Source organism: Microbispora sp. KK1-11, from assembly GCF_006874435.1.
Classification (GTDB): Bacteria; Actinomycetota; Actinomycetes; order Streptosporangiales; family Streptosporangiaceae; genus Microbispora; species Microbispora catharanthi.
This window is the reverse complement of the sequence record NZ_VIRJ01000061.1, coordinates 1-19293: the sequence shown is the minus strand read 5'-3', so window position 1 is coordinate 19293 and position 19293 is coordinate 1. Positions and strand designations below refer to the sequence as shown.

The following is a 19293-nucleotide window of genomic DNA, read 5'->3' as shown; positions in this document are numbered from 1 at the left end:
AAGCCCGCCTACGGGTGATCCCCGGCGACACACCGGACCAGGAACAGCTCCCGGACAGCCTCACCGCATAACCTGCAGAAACGGATCACGCGGTGGCAGCTCGTACACCACTTCCCTGGACGTGACCCTCGCCCGGCGCTTCCCTCATCTGACACGAGCCGACGACAAACCACTCGCCCACAAGCAGATGAGTCAGCTCAAGGGACTCAAGGAGCTGTGGCTGACGCCTTCCTGATATGGCTGCCCGTGCGCGTTCGACACAGGTGCGGCGGGTCTCGACGATCATCGCAAACAGTTGGCGTCGAATCCCTGGTCCGCAGGCCCGCCACCGTGCGTAGCCGAGAAGGGGAAGGTCGGCCGGCCCAGAGGCCAGGATGTGGCGCTGCGCAGGCGGGGGAGGCGCATGTGGCCGCATCCTGCACGACACCGGTGAGCAACGCCACAGGAAACCTTGGGGTCCGGGAGTGGGGTCGGCCCCAGTCTCCTTCCCCGGGCAGGTGAATAGGCTCCCTGTCGTCAAACGCGGCCACTCACAGCAGACGCTGCCGGTACGGAATCGAGAAGGATTCCACATGCTCGCATCAAGGTTTCCCTCCGTTCCAGACGCCCTGTCGGATCTCGTTTATGACCTGTCCGTCTGCTTCCCGTCCTGCGATCCTCCACGGGCATCACGGTCCCCGGCATACCCGTCAAGGGACCAGCGAGCAGCCAGGCACAGGGCGCCGGTTCGGAATGATCGAATTGTGACAGTGACAATGACGTCGAATTTTCACCGATGAAATCCGGCATGCAATTGAAAGAAGCACGGTGAGCGGTAATGGACACGAGCGCGAGGTTTCTTGACACCTGCGCCAGCGTGTGCGCACCTGTCGCGATCGCCACGAGCATGTGGTCGGACCGGCCGCATGGCACCACGGTCAGCGCCTTCATGTCCCTGTCGCTTACGCCGCCGCTCGTCGCCCTCGCCCTCGACCAGCGATCCGCTCTGCTCCGCACACTTCGGCGGTCCGGGCGGGTGGGGATCAACATACTCACAGCGGACCAGGAGCGGCTGGCGCGAGTGTTCGCGCGCACCGACGTCGACAGATTCACCGGCGTCGCCTGGACGGAGGACAACGCGTTGCCACGCCTCGTCGGCCAGGGCGGATGGATCGCATGCCAGGTGGTGGACATTGTCCAGGGCGGCGATCATCTGGTCGTGGTTGGCCATGTGCTTCACGCGGTTCCCGCCTCCGTGTCGCCTCTCGTCTATCACAATCGAACATTTGGAACGGCCATCCCACTCCCGACTCTCAATCCCTTCGTGTCCGCCTTCCCATAGCGAGCCGGCTACAGGTCCTCGGAGCCCGTGGTGGATCGAGATCGAGCGAGAAGGCGATGTGCGGTGTCGGACGATGTGAAGTACATGCTGGACGCACTCGACCGGCTGTCGAACAAGGGATTCGAGTTCGCCGGTCACCGGGCGAATCATGGCCCGATGGTGGCGGACGCCCTGGTCGCTCTCGGCGCGGGGGAAGCGGCACCGGCCTGGTGTGAAAGCTACGCTGCCGTCGACGCCGCCTGCCGTACGACGGGTTTCTTCCTGATCACCGGCCATGGCGTTCCGGGCGACATGATGATGGAGGTCTACCGGCGATCGCGCGAGTTCTTCGACATGCCGGCTGAGGTGAAGCACTCCTGCCATGCCGAGGGCCACGGATTGCTCGGCTACCGCGGCATGAACAGCCTGCGTGCGTCCACCTCGAGTGCGAGCGACTCGCCGTACGACGCCAAAGAGCTGTACTCGATAGGGCAGGAATACCCGCCCGCGCACCTGGGCGCGCCGCATGCCGAGTTCTTTCCGCCCAATATCTGGCCGCGGGACATGGCCGGCTTCTGGGCGGCCTTGCTCGCCTACTACGACACGATGTGCCAGCTGACCGAGCCACTCGGGGAGCTGTTCGCCACCGCGTTGGGTCTGCCTGGAGACTACTTCGGCCGCCGATCGGACGGGCAGCTCAGCTGGCTCGTGTCCATCAACTACCCGTCTCAGGCGACCACCCCTGTCGAGCCAGACCAATGGCGTTTCGGCGCGCACCGCGACCGGTCTTGTTTCACCATCCTGTCCACGTCCGGACCGGGGTTGGAGGTCGAGGACGCCTACGGTGTCTGGCATCCGGTTCCCGTACGCCCTGACGCCTTCATCGTCAACGTCGGCAGCATGCTGGCCGGCTGGACGGGCGGCAGGTGGATCGCCCCCCTACACCGGGTGAGCCCGCCGCGCGCCGACGCCTCGCCAGATCAGGCGTCCTCGCGCCGCCAGTCCCTGGGATTCTTCTACAGCCCGGATCCCACCGTCACCCTGGATCCGCTCCCCACCTCCGACTGCGGCGAGCCGCATACCCTTCACGGCCACACGCGCACAGTGGCCGATCACCTGCGCTCGCTGCTGGGCCTCTACAAGTAACAACGCATGATGGGGAGCAACCGTGGAGATCCGCCCCTTGGGCCATAGCGGACTGCTGGTCAGCGAAATCAGCTATGGCACCTGGGTCGGCCAACGGTCTCAGGTCGACGAGCACCTCGCGCGGCAGTGCGTACGGGCGGCGCTCGACGAGGGGATCACGACCTTCGACACCGCCGACGTCCACGCGGACACCAGGGCGGAGGACGTGCTCGGCCGGGTACTCAAAGGTGTACGCCGGGAGTCTCTGCAGATCTTCACCAAGGTGCACCCGCCGGCGGTCCCCGGTCGTGACCTGTCGCGCGAGCGCATCACCGAGTCGATCCACGGCTCCCTGCGCCGGCTGCGAACCGACTACGTCGACCTCTACCAGGTCCACGGCTTCGACTCGGCCGCTCCCCTGGACGAGATACTCGAGACCCTTGACGACCTGGCAAGGCAGGGAAAGGCGCGGCATGTAGGAGTCAGCGGGTGGAACGCCGAGCAGATCGCTCAGGCGTTGGGGATCGCCGACGAGATGGGCTTCCGGCGGATCGTTTCCAACCAGGCCCCGTACTCGATGGTGTGGCGGGTCATCGAGGCCGACGTCGTGCCGTTGTGCGAGAAGGAGGGGCTCGGCCAGATCGTCTGGGCGCCGATCGCGCAAGGTGTGCTCACCCGCAAATACTCGCCGGGCCGGCGACCGCTCGCCAGGGCCATCGATCCGGGCGTCAGCCAGTTCGCGCCAGAGGAGTTGACCGACGACACGCTCACCCGAGTGCAGCGCCTCAAGCCGATCGCGGCCGACCTGGGGCTGAGTATGGCCCAGCTCGCGATCGCGTGGGTGCTGAGGCATCAAAACGTCGCATCGGCTGTGGTCTGCGCGAGCACACCTGGCCAGCCGAGGGAAGCCGCCGGGGCATCGGGCCTCACGCTCGACGCCGAGGTCCTGCAAAAGATCGACGAGGTACTGGAATCGGTCACACGGCGATCCGTTCCGCCCGCGTGATCTCCATAGGGCGTAGTCCGCCCGCGGCGCACCACCTGGCGCCGACCCACCACCGCCTCCGGCCGGGCCGGCCTTCCAGCCGGGGCGGATATTGACGGACGCGCCTGAGGCACCGGCCCCACAATGCGTCCAGACGAGGAGGACGAGCGCGGCGGGGCAGGGCGGCCCCGCCCTGCGCGCCGTCAGAATCTCTGGTTGATGCCGAGCTTTGGCAGAACGTACCGCTCCGTCAGCTCCATGTAGCTCTCGAACGACGCCGACGGGAATGGCATGAGCACCACATTGCCCGCACCGGCCGCGCGCAGGCGCTCGATGCGCTCGACGCACTCGTCAGGGTCACCCGCGATCACGAGGTCGTCGATCCACTCGTCGGGCATCTCCCGCTGAATCAGCTCGGCGGCATTCGAACCGCCGCGCTCGCACATGTCGAGCAGCTGATCGGTGATCCCATAGACCTGGACCAGCGCCAGCGTGGGCGCGACCGAGAGGTAGAACGCGAGCATCGGGCGGATGAGGTCCTTCGCACGACGTCCGTCGGTGTCGACGGCGTACAGGGCGAGCGTCGAGACGAGATGCGGCTTGCCCACGATCCCGGCACGCGCATGTCCTTCCCGGATGCGTTCGTGCGCCCAGCTCAGGTACGTCGTGCCGGCGAGCGCCGACATCAGCGTGCCGTCGGCGATCTCACCGGAGAGCTGGAGCATCCTCGGGCCCACCGCACCGGTGTAGATCTGTGGGACGTGCTCAGGGGCGTGCTCAAGGCGGACGCCGTCGAGCGTGAACACCTGCCCGGCGTGCTGGGCGGTCTTCCCCGACAGCAGCGCGCGCACGTTAGTAACCGTCTCGCGGACGGCGGAGAGCTGGCTCTTGGGCGTGACGCCCAGCTGCGCGAGCACCTCGGGCAACCCGAGGCCCACGCCCACGCGCACCCGGCCGGGGAACATCAGCTCGACGGTCGCGGCCTCCATCGCCAGCACGGCGGGATGACGTGACAGCGCCGAAACGACGCCCTGGCCGACCACGATGCGGCGCGTCGCGGCGAGCGCTCCGACGACAGCGGCGACGCTGCCGAGGAAGTAGGGGTCCTCCGGGATCCACAGCTCGGCGAATCCGGCCGCCTCGGCACGCCGTGCGACACTCGCGATCCGCTCCGGCGGCGTGTCGCTCGCCACCGCGAGGCCCAGCGTCATCTCTTGCTCGGTCATCTGATCAAGTCTCCCTCTGGCTGGTATCGTGACGACCCCCGCTCACCCCATGGCGGCAGGTGACCCGCGAGCGGCGCCACCCACGCCATTCGCGACCGGAACACGCGCCGGACTCCGCCGTACCGATACCCTGCCGTTCACGGAGAGTGAGGGTGCGCCATAAACCGCTCGATCTCCGGCACGGCGGGTGCACCTGTGATCGGCCACGGCCACTGAATCTCCGCTCGGTGTGCCACATCCGCGCAGACCCCGTGGCCGGCACGGGCCGCAATGGCTTCTGACGAGCGTCCGCGTGTCGGTCATTTCCGGTGGCGCGAGCACATCAGCGGGGACGGGCATCAGCTGGTCCAGGTTTCTGAACGGAGTGAATCGGCGGCATCATCCTCCGTTACGGTCCGCCGAGTAGGCGTCAGGGTGGGCACTGTCCCCGCACCCCAATGTTTTCTCCGCTGCGACAGCACCGCCGGCCGACCCGCAGGGAGGAGTGTGGGCGGGCTCCTCGTAGCCGTTGCCTCAGCTCAACCGGACGGGCAGAGACTTCAGCCTGCGAACGAACATGTCCGGCTGATAACACACCTCACTGCGCGAGCCGGCGAGCGCCAGACCCGGGAACCGGCTCAGCAGAGCGGACATGGCGATCCGCACCTCAAGCCGCGCCAGGGCGGCGCCCATGCAATTGTGCAGGCCGTGCCCCATGCCCACATGACGCACGTCCGTCCGTGACAGATCAAGCCGGTCCGGCTCGGGGAAACGGTCGTAATCATGGTTGGCCGACTGCAGCGCGGGCCAGACGGCCGCCCCTGCCGGCAACTCGACTTCGCCGAATTCGAGATCATGCATCGCGAAACGCATGAAGCTCACGACCGCCGCTCCGTCGTACCGCAGGAATTCCTCCACCGCCTGGGGCATGATCGAGGTGTCCTCGCGCAGAATCGCGAGCTGGTCGGGATGGTCCAGTAGGGCCAGCGTAGCGTTGGCGATGAGGTTCTGTGTGGTGTCGATGCCGGCGGCCACGAGCTGTTGGACCAGCGCCACCAGCTCCGTCTCGTCAAGGCGATCGCCTCCTTCGCGGGCCTCGATCAGCTGGGTCGTCAGATCGTCACCGGGGTTCGCGCGCTTGTAGGCGACCAGTTCCCGTGCATTGTCCAGCAGCCATTCCGAGGCTTTGCGAATCCGCTCGGGGTCGCCCGAGAACGCCTCTTGCAGGTTGGCGAGCACCTGCTTGCGCCGGTCCATTCCCACGCCAAGGATTCGGCCCAGCACCTCGGCGGGGACGATGGCCGCGAAGTCCCGGACAACGTCCATCTCGCCTCGGCCGGCGGCCTCGTCGAGGAGGCCGTCGACGACATCCTCGGTGACACTCCGCCATTGCTCGGTGTTCCGCGGAGTGAACGGCTTCGTTGCGAGCTTGCGCAGCCTCGTGTGATCGGGCGGGTCCGACAGAATGATGGTCTTCAGCATGGAAAAGCCCAGACCCGCGTCCTGGAACTGCCTACTGGCGTTGTCTGGATCGTTGCTGAAGCGGGGGTCCTCAAGGATGGCGCGGACGTCGTCATAGCGGGTCACCAGCCATACGGGGACGTCCGTTCCGGGGAACAGAAACTGGTGGACAGGATCGTTTTCGCGCAGCCATTTCCAGGTCGGATAGGGATTCTGGAAGTACGCGGGGCTATGAAGCACCGGTGAGGGGCCGTGCATGAACTCTCCCTACTGCCGCGGTCGCGGATTCAGCAGAACAGCGGATCCGCTCCAACACACCATGGCCGCGCGCCCTCAGGCGTCGGGGTAACCCCGTAGACGGTCCCCCAGGATTCGGCGCAGCCCTGCGGGGATGAGGGGCCGGACGATGACCGGCTCTCACAGCACGACGTCGCGAATTCGGCTCGTGATATCAGCGTTGAACGGCGATTCGATCCGGGCCGGCGCAGTGACGGCGACGCATGAGGGATGCCGGACGCAATCCTTGGGGAACCGAGTCGGGGAAGTTCCTCAGGCGACGCGCTGCCGAGCCGCCGCACGATGAATGTGTCAGGAGCACCCCGGACACGCTAGGAGCAGAAGTGACGAACAAGGAGGCCGGCGAAGGCGGCTCGCCCGACAGGTCCCACGCCGGCGAGGACACCCTGCTCACGGACTGTGTCCAGGGGCTGCTGAGACGAAGCGAGTCGCACGACTGGCGGGTTGAGGCCGGTGACTTCTGGTGCCACGTGCAGCCGCCCTCCCACCGTTCTCGCGTTCAGGGATGGAAACTACACATTTCCGCCACGCCCTTGTCAGCCCCGCTGGTGCTGGCCAGATCGGCCGAGATCCTGATACGTCACAGATGCTCGTTCAAGTTCGCCAAGGACCTCGAACGGGTTTCGGAACTCGTCTCCAAGAGCTGCGAACGCGGTTCCGGCGGCAAGTTCATCACCGTTTATCCCGAAGGTGATGAGGAATGGCTCCGTGCCCTGGCGGAGGAACTGCACCAGGCCACCGAGGGCCTGCCGGGTCCTGGCATCCTGTCCGACAGGTCCTACCGCCCTGGCAGCCTCGTGCACTACCGATTCGGTGTGTTCAGCGGAGTGCACCGGCTCGGCAACGACGGCAGCTACGAGGCGATGCTGGTCGCTCCCGACGGTGACCTGGTAAAGGACCAGCGGAACGCATGGTTCACCCCACCTGCCTGGTCACCCCGGGATCCATTCACTCAGGAGCGTGCTACCACGCCGCCTGCCGGGACGGGCAAGCCGATCCTCCTGCAGGGCCGCTACCTCGTCCATGAGGTGATCCGCCATTCGTTCGCGGGCGGGGTGTACCGCGCCACCGACGAACGAACCGGCGCGGCGGTCGTCGTCAAGCAGGCCCGGCCGCATGTGGCCGCCACCTCTACTGGCGAGGACATCCGGGACGCGCGGCGACACGAGGCGGCGATGCTGGAGCTCTTCGCGTCCTCGGGATTCACCCCGCGTCTGATCGAGCTGTTCGAGCAGCAGGGCGACCTCTTCCTCGTCCAGGAGGCGATAGCGGGCCTGACATTGAGCCAGTGGACGCCGAACAACGTCGAGCTGGATGACGGTGGCGGGTGGGGACCGGCGCCCGAGGTGGTCGAGAGGCTCGCTCTTGACCTGGTCGAGCTGCTGGACGCCGTGCACGCGAGGGGACTGGTCTTCCGTGACTTCTCCCCCAACAACGTCATGATCACGAGTGGCGGGGAACTGCGCCTGATCGACCTCGAGATGCTCGCCCGGCCAGGGGAACAGGTGGTCCGCGTCTTCACTCCCGGCTACGGTGCGCCGGAACAGGTGAGCGCGCCGGGGGTCGGTCCCGCTCCGAAGTCGACCGCCGATCTCTACAGTCTCGGGGCCGTCCTCTTCCACCTCGCCACCGGTTGTCATCCGCTGCTTCCGCCGGACCGTCCGGCGGTGCGGTCGCAGCGGCAGCGGATCGAGGAGTGGCTGACGCATCTGTCCGGCGGCAACCAGGCCGCCGCGCGGCTGGCCCCACTGATCGTGAGACTCCTTGACGACGATCCGGCGCGACGTCCGGACCTCAATGAGGTACGCGGCTTCCTCGCGAAGCCGACGACGGGGAAGGCGTGGGCCCCGCAGCGGCCTAAATCCTTACGGGAGGCCGACCTCGATCGTATGATCACCGATGCGGCCGAGCATCTGATCGCCGTCATGGAACCGGACAATCCCAGGCGACTCTGGAAGACGGACGACCTGACCGCGCACAGTGATCCGTTCAATGTCCAGCACGGCGCCGCCGGCGTCCTGGGGGCGCTCACCCGCGCCTATGAGATGCGCTCGGACCCGGCCCTAGGGACAGCGGCTACCACCACCGCACGCTGGATCGCATCAATGGTGCGACGCGAGCCTCGCGCTCTGCCCGGGCTGCATTTCGGCCGGTCCGGCACCGCGTGGGCGCTCCTCGATGCCGGTCTCGCCCTCGGTGAGGAGAGCATGGTCCACCTGGCCGCGGACCTGGCCCGGCAGGTCCCGCTCCGCTGGCCGAATCCGGATGTCTGCCATGGCATGGCCGGGGCGGGGCTGACCCAGCTCCGCTTCTGGGAGGCCACCGGCGAGGACGACTTCCTTCATCGGGCTCGGCAGGCGGCGGACGCGATCATTTCTGTGGCGGAGCGCAGGGACGGGCGCATCCTGTGGCCGATCCCCCGTGACTTCGCCTCCAATTTGGCCGGTGCCGTCCACTACGGCTTCGCCCATGGCGTGGCAGGCGTAGGCGCCTTCCTGCTGGCCGCCGCCCGCGCCACCGGCCAGAGCACCTGTCTGGACGTGGCGGTTGAAGCGGCCGAGACCCTTCTTGCAGTAGCCATAACGGACCAGGGAGCCGGCTACTGGCCCAGTGGGGAGGGCAGCGACGATCGCCTGACCCTGTGGTGCAGCGGCTCGTCTGGCGTGGGGACCTTCCTCGTACGGATGTGGCAGCAGACTGGGGACGACCGGCTCCTGGAGGCGGTCACCCAAGCGGCCGTCGCCATCCGCCGCTTCCGCTGGCACGCCGGGACCTCGCAGTGCTGCGGGCTGGCCGGCGGTGGAGAATTCCTCCTCGACTTGGCCGAAGTGTCGGGCGAGGAGCAATACCGCGACTGGGCCGGGGAACTGGCTGTCAGCATCTACGCTCGCCATGCTCTGCGCGACGGGCGCATAGTCGCGCCTGACCAGATGATTCACTCTGCCACGGCGAGCTTCAGCAGCGGTCTCGCCGGCATCCTGGCCTTCCTGCTACGGCTGCAGCACGGTGGACAGCGCCTGTGGTCGCCCAGCTCGTTCGTCATGGCGGACACGACCGGTCGGACCGTGCTCAACACGAGCGGGCTTCTCCCCGCCACCTGATTCTCATTGGTCCGGACACCGCCCGGCAAGGGCGCCGAGACCCACCAAAACGTCCTCCCGTACAGCGGGGCCGCGACGGCGGGAGGAACCCCGTCCGCCGACGGCACGCTCCGCCTGAGCGTCAGGCTCCGGAGCGGTCAGCGAGATGCCGTCGGCGCCCTTCGGCTACGACCACGAAAGGAGGTGATTTCTCATGGAGCTCGACGTCAACGCCCTGCAGATGCTGCAGGAAGCCCAGCCCGAGGTCGGCCTGCGCTGGTGCGAGCCCTGGAGCGGCGACCGGCTTGGCATCTGGGGCGATTGGATCCTGATCGCGCCCTCGTGAGCGGCCACCTATGACCGCCTCGATTGCGAGAGAACGCAGTGAGCCAAGGCACTAACCGAATGCGGACTGCGGTGGCAGCCGCCTCCGCTGGGAAGCACCGATCGCAAGCGTAGAACACCCATCGCTATCAATATCCGCGTAATACATGAAAGGAAGTTGTCTCACATGGAACTCGACCTCAATGCCCTGCAGATGCTCCCGGAAGCCCAGCCCGGGGTCGGCCTGCAGCTCTGTGTGGATAGCTGCATCATCAACACCTGCCGCAACATCTTCTCCTGCTATCCCGTGACCTTCAACGGCTGAACGGGTGGCGGCTCGGTACAGCCGACCCTCTCGAGGCTGAAGCTCTGCGGCTTGACCGAGCGCTCGGAGTCTGACCAGCGCTCACGGTGACCGTAATCCTCAGACCAGGGAGGATGCCACGTCATGGCCCGGGCATGACCGGTGCCTTCAACCCCGGTGTGCGAGTGCTCGTCCCTGCACTCCACACCGGGGTGCCAAGATCCAGCGCCCGGCGGAAGACCAGGCGGGGCGGGAGCCCGACAACAGAAACAAGGTCTCCGCGAGACACAGGAAAAGGGTGGGAAGGTGCAGCAGCCATTGGGGGCGAAAGCGCCTGCGAGATTGGGGCGATCAGCTGACGGCATGGATGCCATGGTCGAGCAAGATGTGTGCTCAGGAACCACGATTAGGCTCGGCTTCCGGTTCTCCGCGCGTGCTTCCCACGGTGCCTGTCTAGTGGGGAACGGCCGCGACGGGTTTCGCCTCGAAGCGTGGTCGTTTCGAGAGCGACACGCCGACATGTGGCTACTCCCCACGACATCCATCGAGCCCCTTCACACACATCTCGTTCCGATCGAGGACGGGCGGGTGGTGCTGATCCGTTACGGCCGCGGCATCCGTGAGGTCGCAGTCGCCTCCCCTGCCGGGGAGCGGCCCCTTGAGACGGTGGACAGTCCGGCCCTGCGTGCCCTTCCGAGCCGGGATCCGGCCACGCTCGTCTGGCTGGTCGCCGCCCACCGCGAGGACCACTCGGTGATCCACCAGGTCAGCGCGGACGACATGCGAGTGCAACCGGTGCTCGACGTGCCGGGCCAGCTCAGTGGCGGGTGGTGGCTGAACGAGGCCGGTGACCTGCTGGCCGCCAACCAGGTGCTCAGCGGGAAACGGCGAATCGTCATCCTCGACCTTCGCCACGGGACCGTCACCCCGCTCCCGGAACAAGCCGGCGGCGTCCTGCTCACCAGCCCGCGCCGAGGCGAGATTCTCGTTGCGGCCCGCAACTCGGACGGCATCGGATTGGGCCGGGTGTCGCCTTCCGACACCCGGGTCCGCTTCTTCCGGGCACTCGACCGTCTCACCGGCACCGTCCTGCCGCTCACCCTCGATCCCGAGGGACGCCGCCTGGCACTGCGGGTCGCCCAGGGGGCCGTTTCCCGTCTCCTTATTTACGACGTCGCCACCGACACCGTCACCGAGGTCCCCTGCCCGCCCGGTGTCATCAGGGACGCCGGCTGGAGCGAGACGGGATTACGGGTTCTGTTCTCGTCCCCGGCCACTCCCGCGGCCGTCGTCAGAATCACCGAGCCCTTCGAGAGGCGGCAGGCGGAGGGGTCGGCGACCTTCTGCGGGCACGACGCCCGGCTGGAACAGTTCGATGGTCCGGCCGGACCGGTCGAGGCGGTGGTGTACGGCGAGGACTGGCGGCGCAGCCGCCACGTGCTCGTGGCGTTGCACGGCGGGCCGGAGGCGGCGTGGGAGCTGACGTTCGAGCCTGTCTTCCAGCGCCTCGCCGATGCCGGAATAACGATCGTCGCCCCCAACCAAAGGGGCAGCACCGGATACGGCGCCGCCCACCGCGACGCCATCAAGGGCTGCTGGGGCGGACCCGATCTCGCCGACATCCGCCATCTGCTCGCCACACTTCTCAGGGAGCGCCGGCACCCCGGCTGCCGCATCCCGATGCTGTTCGGCGTCAGCTACGGCGCGTTTCTCGCGCTGCTCGCCGCCGCCGCCGATCCCACAGGGTGGTCCCGCTGCGTGGCGGTGGCACCGTTCGTGTCGGGGGCCGCCCTTTACACGGACGGGCCGGCAAGCGTCCGGTCCCTGCTCGATCGGCTGGGCGGGCGGGCCGAGATCGACGACGACCTCGGCCCGCGCGACCTGCTCCGCCTCGCTCCCCGGATCACAGCGCCCGTCCTGCTCGTCCACGGTGAACGCGACGAGGTCATCCCCGTCGCGCACTCCCGCCTTCTGGCACGGCGACTGGGCGCGGCGGGACGGCGCGCGGCGGCGCTTTTCCGCTACCAGGAGATCCCACACGCCGGTCATGACCCGTTCGTAGGCCCCCAAGGGAGCGCACTCGTCGAGGACGTGGTCGCCTTCCTCCTGACCCCTCCCCGGCTCGTCCATCCGCGGGCTGCCGTTGCCGGTTCTGTCCGGTAGGCCGTATCCCGCCCGGACGAAGTGACCGATCGGCGGTCCGGATCACGCGACTCCGCCCGCAACCGGCGTCCAATACATACAAGGCGAGGAAGGCGACGATGTCCTCACACGTGACCACCGCCCCAGCGGGCCAGGGCACGGCCGTGCTCAGGCTTTCCACGCTGGTGCGCTTGGCACCGCTGAGCACTGTGGCCTCCGCGGCGCTGTCGATGACGACGACCGGGGCAGCGCTGCTGGCTCCGGCCGTCGCGGCCCGCGCCGTTGACGAGGTGCTGGCCGGTGCAGCCGGACTCGCCGTTCTCGCCCTGCTGGGGCTGCTGACGGTACGCGCGCTGACCGAGGCGTTCTTCGGAATCGTCAGCGTGTCGGCGACCACCAGAATCGCGGTCGCCCTGCGCTACCGGCTGCTCCGGCACGTTTTCGCGCTCGGAGTTCCCGGCATGCGGCGACATGCCACGGGGGATCTGGTGGCCCGTCTGACGGGCAACACCTACTCCAGCGCCACCGCCGTCCCCGACCTGGTCGGTAGCCTGGTGACCGGTGTCGCCTCACTCGGCGGGCTGATCGCCCTCTGGCTGATCGACTGGCGGATCGGGGCGGTGTTCATGGTGGGCGCCATCCCCGCCGTCCTGCTGCTCCGGCGCTTCACCGGACAGGTCACCGGCGCGTACGCCGAGTATCTCGAACACCAGGCGACCGTGGCGGCGCGGCTGACCGACGCGCTGGCCGGCAGCAGGACGATCCGCGCGTCGGGCACCGCCCAGCGCGAGATCGACCGCGTCCTGGGTCCTCTGCCCGACCTCAACCGGGCGGGGACGGCCCTGTGGAAGGTGCAGGGGACGACCTCCTGGCAGGTGGGTCTGGTCGTGACCGGAGTCCGGGTCCTCGTGCTGGTCGTCGCCGGCCTGGGGGTCACCGGCGCCCGCCTATCACCCGGTGAGTTCCTGGCCACCGCCCTCTACCTGCCGTTCGCGCTCGGCCTTCTCGGCCAGGTCGAAACCCTGTCGTCACTGGCCAGCGTGCGCGCGAACATGAGCCGGATCCGCGGGGTGCTGGCCGAACGGCCGCACGTCCGGTACGACGCTGAGCCCTGTCCGGCCAGATGCCTGCCACCCGGCCCTGGGGCGCTGTCCTTCCGCAAGGTCGCGGTACGGCACGACGACCGGACGATCCTGGAGGAGGTCGACCTCGATCTTCCCGCCGGCGCGTCCGTCGCGTTGGTAGGACGGTCCGGGACCGGCAAGAGCACGCTCGCACTGCTCGCCGGCCGCCTCGTCGACCCGGACGAGGGCCAGGTCATGCTCGACGGCGTGCCCGTGGACTCCCTCCATCCGACGGCCCTGCGGCGTGAGGTCGCCTACGCCTTCGACCGTCCCGTACTGCTCGGCACCACGGTGCGCGACGCCCTCACGTACGGACGCCCTGACACGACGGAACCGGCGATCGAGCACGCCGCGTGGGTCGCCCGGGCCACGGACTTCATCCGGCGGCTGCCGGAGGGGCTCGACACCCCGCTCACCGCCGTACGCCTCTCAGGCGGGGAACTGCAGCGCCTGGGCCTGGCCCGTGCGGTGGCGCAGGGCGGGCGGGTCCTCGTGCTCGACGACGCCACGTCCAGTCTCGACACCGTCACCGAGGCCCAGGTCTCCGAGGCCATCACCGAAGGCCTCGCCTGCCGTACCCGGCTCATCGTCGCGCACCGCGCGGCGACCGCCGCCCGCGCCGACCTGGTCGCCTGGCTGGATGAGGGACGAATCCGCGCGGTGGCCCCCCACACGGTCCTGTGGGCGAGCGAGCCCGATTACCGCGCGGTGTTCGCCATCGACACCCATACGGAAGAGGTGGACGCGTGAACGGCGGGATCGGCGTGAACCGCGCAGGGTTCGGTCTGCTGGCACGCGAACTGCGGGCACGGCGGGGACCTGTGACACGAATCCTGCTCTGGTCGGTCCTCGAGTCGCTGCCGACGTTGCTGTCAGGCCTCGCGACCGCGACGGCCTTGGAGCATTTCCTCGAACACGACATCATCGGCGCACTCGTCATCCTGGCCCTGCTCCTCACGACGGCCGCGATGGGGGCGCTGGCCACGAGGCGGATGTTCCCCTGGCTCGCCGCCGTGGTCGAACCGGTGCGCGACGCATTCGTCACCGCTGTCGTCAAGGGCGCGGTCATCGCCGCGGTCGCCTCTCCCGACCGCCAGGACACGGCGAGCGTCGCCCGTCTCACCGAACAGGTCCAGGCGGTGCGGAACATCCTCTCGGCTCTGCTGCGCGTGATGCGGCAGAGCGTCTTCGGCTTCGCGTCGGCGCTGGCCGGGCTCGTGCTGCTGGCCCCCGCCATCGCACTTGTCAGCGGCGCGCTGGTCGCCATCGCCGTGACCCTGTTCGCGTTGCTGCTGCCCAGCCTGACCGCTCGCTGCAAGGCGGTGCTCCTGGCCGAGGAGGGGGTCGCCCAACGGGCGGGAACGGCCTTCGGCTCGGTCCGCGACGTGATCGCGTGCGCCGCGGAGCACCGGGCCGTCGGCGAGGTGGGGCGGGCGATCGACACGGAGGCCGCGCTGACCCGTTCACAGGCGCGCGCCACCGCGCTGCGCAGCCTGGCCGTGTTCGTGGGGGCTCACCTTCCGCTCATCGTCGTGCTGGCGGGCGCGCCCTGGCTACTGCGCGAAGGACATCTGACCGCGCCCGAGCTGGTCGGCGCGGTCACCTACCTCACGGTCAGCCTGGAGCCGACGTTGCGCAACCTCGTCGGCATGCTGGGGGGCTGGGGCATCGAACTGTTCGTCACCCTCGACCGCCTCGGGGAGGGGATTCCCGGGCCGGAACCGTCCGCCGAACGCGTCGTTGCGTGGCCGCAGCGCTACGAGCTGGCAATCTCGGGTCTCACCTTCGCGTACGGACCACATGCCGAACCCGTCGTCCGGCACTTGGACCTCATCGTCGCCCAAGGGGATCACCTCGCTGTCGTCGGCCCGAGCGGGATCGGCAAGTCCACCCTCGCGAACCTGCTCACCGGCCTGCTGACCCCCCAGAGCGGTGTGGTTCGCCTCAGCGGGTGCGATATCACGCGGCTCCGCGAGGCCGGCCTGCGCCAAACGCTCGCCCTCATCCCCCAAGAGGCGTACGTGTTCACGGGAAGTCTCCGGGAGAACCTCACCTACCTCGCGCCGTCCGCCACGGAACGCGAACTCACCGCGGCCGCCGAGGCCGTCGGCCTTCACGCCGTCGTCGAACGGCTCGGCGGGCTGGACGCGCGGGTCGGGACGGGCGGCGCGGAACTCTCCGCGGGCGAGAAGCAGCTCATCGCCCTGACCCGGGTGTACCTCTCCCCCGCCCTTGTGGTCATCCTCGACGAAGCCACCTCCAATCTCGACCCGATCGCGGAGGCACGCGTCGAGACGGCCTTCGCCCGCCGCGAGGGGACCCTGGTGGTCATCGCGCACCGCATCAGCTCGGCCCGCCGGGCCCGCCGCATCCTCCTCCTGGACGGGCAAAGCGTGCATCTGGGCTCCCACGGCGAGCTGCTGGCCACGTCCTCCCTGTACGCGGACCTCGTCGGTCAGTGGGAGGCACCCGCCCCGGCCGCAGGCAGGACGAATGCGGATCAAGGCGACTCCGTGCCGGCCGTTCCGGCCAACTGACCCTGAAGGGAGAGCTGGTAGCGGCGGGTGATGCCGAGCTTCCGGTAAACACTGCTGAGGTGCACCTCGACGGTCTTGGGTGTGACGAACAACTGCTGCGCGATGACCCGGTTCGTGTGACCGGCGGCCGCGAGAACCGCCACCCGGTGCTCGCTCGGCGTGAGGGCGTCCGGCCCGGTGATGGCTGTACGACGAGGGCGGCCGCCAGACACGCGGATCTCGGCACGGGCCAGCTCGATCAGCGGTGTGGCGCCCGCCCGGTCGGCGAGATCCAGGGCCTTTGCGAGGCACGCCCGCGCTTCGCCGCGCTCGTTGGCCCGGCGTAGCGCGACGCCGAGGGCGCACAGAGCCTTGGCGTGTTCGAGCTGCGCGTGTGAGGGGCGCAGGACTTCGACCGCACTACGCAGCATGGTCAGTCCTTCTTCGCGCCCGGTGACGACTCCGCCGATACGCAGCGCCTGACCGAGTGCCCTGGGCGCTCCCCAGCGGCGAGCCAGGTCGAGGGTCTCCATCGCCAGCGCGCGCGCTTCGGAGTGCCGGCCGCAGGCGTCCAGCCCTAGTGCGGCGTCGGTTCGCCAATCCAGGTAGGCGGAATTGCGCCAGCCGTACTCCTCGAATCGCCGACCGGATTCGATCAGCGCCTCGGTTCCTTCCCCGGGCCTGCCCTGGTGGACGAGCAGGCGGCCGTGGCTGATCCGCGTCCAGTACAGCTGGGCCGCCGCCGCGGGGAGAGACACCTGGTCGGCCCAGCTCAGCGCCTGCTCCGCCGCCCCGAGCTCGCCGCGTTCCATCAGCGTGTCGGCCAAGAAGCTCGCCACGAGAGGCCGGAGCACGTCGAGATGGACGCTCTCGGCGAACCGCGCCGACTCGCGGGCATCGGTCTCGGCCTCGGCGAGGAATCCCTGGCGCAGCCAGGCCAGGCCACGGAACGCGAGCACGACGGCGGTCCCGAAGGTCGAGCCGACGCGGTGCGACCGGTCCAGTGCTCCGTCGAGCAACCGTACGACGTCGTCCTGGTCGGCACTGATCAGCGTCCAGACGGCGTCCGCGAATGCCTCGGTCGCGACCGCCTTCTCGACCAGGATGCCGTCGGCGAAAGCGCGACGGGTCCGGGTGAGCGCCGCCTCGGCGTCGAGAGCTGCGATGCCGTCGTACCACCCGATGAGCGCGTCCAGCAGCCTGCCGCCGAGCCCCGGCTCCTGCGGCGCTTCCCGCAGCTTCGACACCAGCCGCTCGGAGGCATCGTGCAGCTCGACGTTGGCGAGCGTGGTGTTGATCATGTTGGCCTGCAGGCGGCGGCGCAGGTCGGCCTGCTCGGCCTCTCTTTCATCCAGCCGCGAGACGGCCTCGGTGAGGACGGTCATGGCCTCGGACGTCCGTCCAGCGGCGAACAACGACCGTCCGAGCATGTCCGCGATCTCTCCCTGTGCCTGCGCCTCCTCTGCCGCCGTCAGTGCCCGGGTCAGGTAGTCGACGGCTTTTCGCCCGTCGACGAGCATCGCCACTTCGCCGAGCGACCGCAGAAGCCCCGGCCGCTCCTCCTGCGTGGGCGGTTCCTGGAGTGCCCGTTCGAGGTACGCCAGAGCACTTTCGGGTGCGGCGTGGGTGAGCGCCTCGGCCGCACCGGCCCGGAGGGCGGCCACGACCTCAGGCTCGGCCGCCGGTTCGGTCTGCATGAGGTGGGCGGCGACCCGTTCTCGGGGCGCCCCGATGCTCGCGAACACCCGCGCGGCCCGCTGGTGCAGCCGGACTCGCTGTGGTCCGTCCATCATGTCGTTGATCGCCGCCTGGACGATGGGATGGACGAAGGTGAGCGGCTCTTCCTGCAGCAGGATGTCCGCCGCGGTGAGGGATGCGAGGACCTGACACGCCTGCGTGGATTCGAGCGCGGCCACGCTCGCCGCCTCGGCCAGGTTCGCCTTCCCGTCCATGATTGCGACGGCCTGGGCCAATGTGGTCGCCTCCGCTTCCAGCCCTCGGAGCTGTAGCCGCACGCGGCGTCCGATCGCGTCGCCTGCGATGGCCGGGAGCAGCGACACGCTTTCGGCCGTAGTGGGGATCCGCTGGCTCGCCGCGGCGACGGCCAGTTCCCGCAGCAGCAGTGGGTTGCCGCCGGTGAGTTCGCGGCACGCCGTGCAGAAGTCACGATCGGCGGAACCGATCACGTCGCGGACCACCCGTGCGGCGGCGTCGGGGCTCAAGGGGCCGGGACGCAGCACGGTGGTCACCGGGTCGGTGAGGATGTGCGCCAGCAGGTCGCGATCCCTGTGGGGGTCCCGAGGACGCGCTCCAGCCAGGATTCCCAGCGCAAGGCCCTCCATCCTCGGCAGCAGATAGGTCAGAAACCGCAACGACGCCGCGTCCGCAAGATGCAGGTCGTCGACGATCAAAATCATGGGGGTGCTCGCGCACATGTTGGCCGTCAGCCAGTAGAGACCGTGGAGCACGGCGAAGTCACCTACCGGCGCGTCCCCTCCCTCCAGCGGGCCGAGCGCGGACGCGGCGGGCTGGGCCCCTCCCTGCAGCCAGCGGTCCCTCTGCGTCTGACCGGCACGCGCGAGCGCCGGCTCGAACAGCTGCCGGACGATGCCGAAGCCGAACCCCTGCTCCAGCTCGGAGCCGCGGGCGCGCAGCACACGGAACCCCGAAGAGACGGCGGTGCGGCCCGCGAACGAGAGCAGCGTGGTCTTCCCCATACCGCCAGGGCCCTCCACCAGGATGAACCCACTCCTACCGTGGCGGGCGGCCTCGATTGCGGAGGTGAGCGTCCTCACCTCGTGGTCCCGTTCCCACAGTGTCGGCGTTCCGTCTGACATGACCAAGGGCTCCCGATAGATCCGATAACTGTTCAGGCGACAGTGGCCGTGATCGCCGAAGCCCGCCTGCCACTCGAGCGCCGAATGCCGGCGGGCGGAGATGGCGGACGGAGAACCGGCCGGTCCGGCATCACGAGGCGCTGAGTGGTCTCACGATTCCACATCGCCAGGCGATGGCTCGTTCATCGCGAATGAGGCCTTCATGCACGTAGGTGATCCGCCCGTACATATATGGACACGCGCTTGATGATCGCTTACAAGCTCCTAACGGCGCTGATCGCCAGACAGACTCATAGCGAGACGGCCCCGGCGATCACCTGGGGCCGGGCCACGGGAAACGGGAACACGATGCGCGGAGCCACCGCGGGACGTCCGGCCGCCGACGCCCGTGGCCTCAGCTGTTGGAAAGGCCGGTCAGTATCTTCCCGAGCTCGTTCCGGCGTCGTACTCCCAGCTTCTGGTACGCGTTGGAGAGATGGACTTCCACGGTCTTCACCGTGACATAGAGGCGTTGGGCGATCTGGCGGTTGGTCAGGCCGGTCGCGGCGAGCCCGGCGACGCGTGTCTCGCTGGGGGTGAGTGCTTCGGGGCCG

At 68.6% G+C, this 19293-nt stretch carries 13 protein-coding genes; 9 read left to right on the top strand and 4 right to left on the bottom strand.

Going from position 1 to position 19293, the window contains the following annotated elements; genetic code table 11:
* Positions 1-817: 817 nt before the first annotated feature.
* From FLW16_RS42100 to FLW16_RS42090, 3 genes are all read left to right on the top strand, one after another.
* Positions 818-1321 (top strand): flavin reductase family protein, encoded by a 504-nt coding sequence (locus tag FLW16_RS42100; protein WP_142566594.1) that lies wholly within the window; start codon positions 818-820, stop codon positions 1319-1321.
* Positions 1322-1384: 63 nt separating this feature from the next.
* Positions 1385-2446, top strand: a complete 1062-nt coding sequence (locus tag FLW16_RS42095) for an isopenicillin N synthase family oxygenase (RefSeq protein WP_142566593.1) — start codon at positions 1385-1387, stop codon at positions 2444-2446.
* A gap of 22 nt (positions 2447-2468) precedes the next feature.
* Positions 2469-3431, top strand: a complete 963-nt coding sequence (locus FLW16_RS42090) for an aldo/keto reductase (RefSeq protein WP_142566592.1) — start codon at positions 2469-2471, stop codon at positions 3429-3431.
* 182 nt (positions 3432-3613) lie between these two features.
* Here the strand turns inward: FLW16_RS42090 and FLW16_RS42085 are convergent, their stop codons facing one another.
* Entirely contained in the window at positions 3614-4636 is a 1023-nt protein-coding gene (locus tag FLW16_RS42085; protein WP_142566591.1) for an LLM class flavin-dependent oxidoreductase, read from the bottom strand.
* Positions 4637-5149: 513 nt separating this feature from the next.
* The gene (locus tag FLW16_RS42080) at positions 5150-6334 is read right to left on the bottom strand and encodes a cytochrome P450 (protein ID WP_142566590.1); all 1185 of its coding nucleotides are present in this window, start codon (positions 6332-6334) and stop codon (positions 5150-5152) included.
* Positions 6335-6696: 362 nt separating this feature from the next.
* Here FLW16_RS42080 and lanL point away from each other — a divergent pair, with 362 nt between their 5' ends.
* The 6 genes from lanL to FLW16_RS42060 all read left to right on the top strand — a co-directional run bounded on the left by lanL (position 6697) and on the right by FLW16_RS42060 (position 15884).
* Entirely contained in the window at positions 6697-9474 is a 2778-nt protein-coding gene (lanL, locus tag FLW16_RS42075; protein ID WP_185949845.1) for a class IV lanthionine synthetase LanL, read from the top strand.
* A 193-nt stretch (positions 9475-9667) separates the two neighbouring features.
* Entirely contained in the window at positions 9668-9799 is a 132-nt protein-coding gene (locus tag FLW16_RS44840; protein ID WP_221891578.1) for an ALQxL family class IV lanthipeptide, read from the top strand.
* 165 nt (positions 9800-9964) lie between these two features.
* Positions 9965-10102 carry an ALQxL family class IV lanthipeptide gene (locus FLW16_RS44290; RefSeq protein ID WP_185949844.1) on the top strand — a complete coding sequence of 46 codons (138 nt, stop codon included), beginning with the start codon at positions 9965-9967 and terminating at the stop codon, positions 10100-10102.
* A gap of 567 nt (positions 10103-10669) precedes the next feature.
* On the top strand, positions 10670-12244 hold the full coding sequence (locus FLW16_RS42070) for a S9 family peptidase (protein WP_185949843.1): 1575 nt from the start codon (positions 10670-10672) through the stop codon (positions 12242-12244).
* Positions 12245-12342: 98 nt separating this feature from the next.
* The gene (locus FLW16_RS42065; RefSeq protein WP_142566587.1) at positions 12343-14097 is read left to right on the top strand and encodes an ABC transporter ATP-binding protein; all 1755 of its coding nucleotides are present in this window, start codon (positions 12343-12345) and stop codon (positions 14095-14097) included.
* Complete coding sequence (locus tag FLW16_RS42060) at positions 14094-15884, top strand: ABC transporter ATP-binding protein (protein ID WP_142566586.1); 1791 nt, start codon at positions 14094-14096, stop codon at positions 15882-15884. Before FLW16_RS42065 ends, FLW16_RS42060 begins: the two co-directional genes overlap by 4 nt.
* Here the strand turns inward: FLW16_RS42060 and FLW16_RS42055 are convergent.
* Together FLW16_RS42055 and FLW16_RS42050 are read right to left on the bottom strand one after the other, a co-directional pair.
* The gene (locus FLW16_RS42055) at positions 15848-18700 is read right to left on the bottom strand and encodes an AAA family ATPase (RefSeq protein WP_142566585.1); all 2853 of its coding nucleotides are present in this window, start codon (positions 18698-18700) and stop codon (positions 15848-15850) included. The genes FLW16_RS42060 and FLW16_RS42055 overlap by 37 nt on opposite strands.
* 394 nt (positions 18701-19094) lie before the next feature.
* Positions 19095-19293 (bottom strand): response regulator transcription factor (locus FLW16_RS42050; protein WP_142566584.1); only part of this gene is annotated, 199 nt, incomplete at its 5' end.